Source organism: Rhizobacter sp. P3_B12 (assembly GCF_056402895.1).
The window spans coordinates 1-4,361 of record NZ_JBFUGN010000511.1 but is presented as its reverse complement, the minus strand read 5'-3'; the positions used below and the strand labels follow the sequence as shown (position 1 = coordinate 4,361).

The window sequence follows — 4,361 nt, the reverse complement described above, 5'->3', positions numbered from 1 at the left end:
GGTCTGCTACGAGGAGTGCAAGACCGATCCCGAGCCGGTCCTGGCCGGCGGCTGCGACAGCACCTCGCGCTGCTCGCCCGGCGCGATCCGCGAAGGCTATTCGCTCGCGTTGCAGGCCGGCAAGGCACCCGACATCCCGGTCGACTCGGACATCCCGGGGCTCATCAAGGGCAACAGCGTGAACTACCGCGCGCTCGCCGAGTGGGTCAGCATGCCCTGCGATTGCGAGACCGGCCCGGGCTGCATCACGCTGGCCAACATCCACCTGCCCGCGGCCGAGAAGACGCTCGAGCTGTCGGACATCGACATCGCGGTGCGGCCGATCGTCTACGGCCTCGACGTGCTCTGGGAACTGGTGCTCGCGCTCAGCCACGAGACGCAGAGCCGGCGCGGCGGCAAGTACTGAAAGGAATGACCATGGCTTCCATGACGACAGGCTCGGGCGGTTGCGGTTGCGGCGGGGGTTGCGGCGGCGGCTGCGGCGGTGCGGCCACGCTGGCTGCGGGTGGCACGATGGCGCGCGGCTCGATCGAGCGGCCGCGCTTCTTCCCGCGGCAACTCGTGACACCCGACGATCTCACGCTCGGGCAGGACTACTTCCGCAACCGGCTGCGGCGCATGAACCGCTACCTGCACGGCTGGGGCGTGGTGTGTGGAGCGCGCGTCGAGGCGAGCACGCGGGCGTGGTGCGTGGTCGTGCACCCCGGCTACATCCTCGGGCCGTATGGCGACGAGATCGTGGTCGAGCAGGACCTGTGCTTCGACCTGCGCACGCGCTGCCTCTCGGTGGGCAGCAGCGATGCCTGCGATGACATCGCGATCGATCCGCTGTGCCCCGACCGCACGGTCTCGACGCGCCAGCCCGATGCGCCGCTCTATGTCGCGCTGCGCTACAAGGAGATGCCGGCGCGCCCGGTGCGCGTGCAGCCGGTGGGCTGTGGCTGCGACGACACGAGCTGCGAGTTCTCGCGCTGGCAGGACGGCTACGAGATCTGCGTGCTGGATGCCTGCCCCGATTCGCATGCGGCGCCGCCGCCGGTCGACCAGTTCCTGCAGCCCGGCAGCATTCCCGATTGCCCGCCGTGCCCGAGCGAACCGTGGGTGGTGCTGGCGGTGGTGACGGTGGATGCGCAGGGCAAGGTGGGCGCGGTCGACAACTGCAAGTGCCGGCGCATGGTGCGCACGCTGGCGCCGTTCTGGTGGCAGTGCGCCAACCCGGCGCCGCAGGCCCAACCCGTGCCCGCACCCGCACCCGCGCCTGTACCGGTCCCGACCACCGAGCCGGGCAGAAGGCCGGTTCGTCCGATTTCATGACAGTGGGATGCCCGTGCGAGCCACTGCGCAGAAATCCCCAGCCGGTCGCGCGGTCGAGGCGGTGCGCGGCGGCGGCCGGCCGCTGCCGCCGCAGGTGCAGCAGGAAGCGGCCGAGCGCTACGGCTTCGGCTTCGGCCACGTCCGGCTGCATGACGGGCCGGCCGCGCACGCCGCCGCGAAATCGCTGAACGCTTCGGCGTACACCCTCGGCAGCGACATCGCCTTTGCCGCCGGGCGCTACGAGCCCGAGGCGCCACAGGGCCGTGCGCTGCTGCGGCACGAGCTGCGGCACGTCGCGCAGCAGCACTGGGCTGCGGCATCGCTCAGTCCGCACGTGGATGCGGGAGATTCCGCGCACGAGCGCGATGCGCGCGAGTTGTCGGCCGCGCAGGTGCCGGCGCTGTCCGAGCAGCGCATCCAGTGCGCGCCGGAGGAAGAGCCCTACTCGCTGGGCACCGGGCTGGTCGACACGATCGGGCGCAAGGCGACCAGCGACGCGTCCTGGCCGTTCATCAAGGCCGTCCTCGAGGGTTTCGTCGGCGGGTTGAAGTCCGACGTCAAGGCGGGGCGCGCCGACGACGCGAAGTCCCATCTCTCCGAGCTGATGGTGCCGTGGAACGCGGCCAGGTTCTATGGCGGCTACCTGGTCGGCCTGGTGATCGGCCTGGTCAGCCCGATCACGGATCTGGTGAAGGGCGTGGTCGGCCTGGTCAAGCTGGGCCTGGCGGGGCTGGAGTGGCTGGCGAAGTGGTCGCCGGTGGGCGTGGCCATCAGTGCCGAGCGGCAACGGAAGATCGCGCGGCTCAGCCTGAAGCTCAACGAGCTGATGGGCGAGCTCGGCGGCTCGCTGGCGGCTTTCGTCACCGATCCGAAGGGCACCGTGCAGAAGTTCTCCGGGTTCCTGGACAACCTGATGCAGATGGCGCTGTCGAAGGCACGCAGCATCGGCGCGAGTGGCGCGCACGCGATCTTCGATTTCCTCGGCGAGGACTTCTACGAAATGGGCAAGGGCATCGGCGAGGTCATCGGGACGCTGGTCGCCCAGGTGCTGCTGCTGGTGTTCAGCGAGGCGATCGGCAACCTGATCGCCAAGGGGGCGAGCTTCGTCGGCAAGGCCGCCGAATTCGTGGCCGGCAGGGCGGTCGAGGCCTTCACGTGGCTCAAGGGCCTCTTCGTCGAGGCGGCGGGCCTGCTGCGCAATGCGGTCAAGGGCGCGCTGAAGCTGTTCGAGGGCGTGGTCAACAAGGCGGTCGAAGCCTTCGATGCGCTGGTCGCCCTGTTCAGCGAAGCCGCGGCGGTCGACATGGCCGGCGAGAAGGTCGCCGCCGGTGTCGGCAAGGGYGCCGGCGGGGCGGTGTCCACCAACATGGAATCGCGCATGGTGAGCGGGGCCCGGACCACGCCGACGACGGTGGCGGAACTGAGGACGCCCAAGGTGCACCCGTCCAATGTGGGCAAGGAGGCCGGTGTTGCGAAGCCGGCGGCCGAGGTGCCCAAGCCCGCGTCGGCGGCGACGCAGGCCGAGACGCAGGCCGAGACGTTGACACCGGGCCAGCAGCGTCAGAAAGACATTCTCGAGGAGTTCACGGAGCGCCAGGAACTCGCGGAACCGGCCGTCCTGCGAGAGCAAGAGGGCAAGAACGTCATCCGCACCCGCAAGCAGGCAGGAGTGAGCCTCGAGGAAGACCATCACATCGCCACGCGTTACCTGAGCAAGAACAAGGCGCTGTTCGAATCTGCCGGGACGCACGTCGACGCGGACCTGAACCTGATCAAGGACTTCCCCGAGCACGGGCAACTGCGCGGCTGGTACGACTGGAAGGGCCGGGCCTACAAGTTCAACATGAAGGGGCACCATCCTGGCTACAACCGAAGGGTGACGGACACCCTGAGCAGGGCCRTCCCGCCGGGACTGCCTCCGGATGCAGCGCTGAGTCGGATCATCAACATGAACGCCCGATTGGAAACCATCATTCGGCAGCATCCCGAGGTCCTCTCGCATGGACCGGACATCCTGCCGGCCGCCCTGCGGAACCTGACCTTCTAGGCCCTCATCGACGCCCGGATGCCCCGCCATGGCCCCAACCAGTCGCACCGCCCCTCCAGCCGCGCGCGCACAGCGCGGCGCGGCAGGCCCCGTGCCGATGGGGCACGCGCCGACGATCCGGGAGACAGTAGCGCCGGCCAACGATGCCTCCGAGCACGAGGCCGACCGCATCGCCGAGGCCGTGCTGCGAGGCCGGCGCTGGCACCGGCCGGGCCAGGGCGGATGGTCCGCGGCCAGCGAGGCTGGCGGCGACCCTGCGCCGATCCGGCGCTCTCCCAAGGCTGTCGACGCCGCAACGCCCACCCCCGCCCCGGCGCTGCTGCTGGTGGGGGACGATGCCGAGCTGACGCGCGGGCAGATGCGCAAGAGCGATTTCATGAGCGCCTTGCGCGCCGGCATCTGCGCCTCGGTCGATGCGGCACTGGCGGGCACCGGGCGCGACTCGCAAGGCTGTCCGTGGATCGAGCACTGGCTCGGCTACTACGAAGCGCGCAGCGCCGCCGACATCGAGCGCGCGCTGTTGCGCTATGCGCCCGAGGCCGCCGGCGCGTCGAGCGCCGCGCAGTGCATCGGCCTCGTCACGGCGCGCGTGAGCCAGAGCGCCAGGCGATGGGCGAAGACGGGCGAGCTCACGGGGCTGCCCGAAGAGATGCCGGGTGYCGGCGGCGCCGGCGGCCTGCTCGCGGGCGTCGGCGCGATGTTCTTCAAGCCGCGTTCGGGGGGTGCGCACGCGGCCGACCCGGTCTCGGTTCGCGAGCAGCTCGGCCGCGGCGAATCGCTCGGCAGCGGCTTGCGCGCGCGCATGKAAGGCGCCTTCGGCACCAGCTTCGCGGCCGTGCGGCTGCACACGGATGGCACGGCGGCGCGGCTGTCGAACCAGCTCAACGCGCGCGCCTTCGCCGTCGGGCCGCACGTCGCGTTCGGCGGTGGCGAATTCCAGCCCGGCACGCCGGCGGGCGATGCGCTGATCGCGCACGAACTCGCGCACGTGGTGCAGCAA

4 protein-coding genes are annotated in these 4,361 nt (G+C 70.6%); all 4 read left to right on the top strand.

Annotated elements, in window-relative coordinates:
• Positions 1-406: hypothetical protein (locus tag AC1D01_RS22545; protein WP_477870244.1), on the top strand; the 406-nt coding region annotated here is incomplete at its 5' end.
• 11 nt (positions 407-417) lie between these two features.
• Positions 418-1,314 carry a hypothetical protein gene (locus AC1D01_RS22540; RefSeq protein ID WP_477870242.1) on the top strand — a complete coding sequence of 299 codons (897 nt, stop codon included), beginning with the start codon at positions 418-420 and terminating at the stop codon, positions 1,312-1,314.
• A gap of 13 nt (positions 1,315-1,327) precedes the next feature.
• Positions 1,328-3,361 carry an eCIS core domain-containing protein gene (locus tag AC1D01_RS22535; RefSeq protein ID WP_477870240.1) on the top strand — a complete coding sequence of 678 codons (2,034 nt, stop codon included), beginning with the start codon at positions 1,328-1,330 and terminating at the stop codon, positions 3,359-3,361.
• A gap of 28 nt (positions 3,362-3,389) precedes the next feature.
• A partial coding sequence (locus tag AC1D01_RS22530) for an eCIS core domain-containing protein (protein WP_477870238.1) occupies positions 3,390-4,361 on the top strand: 972 nt, incomplete at its 3' end.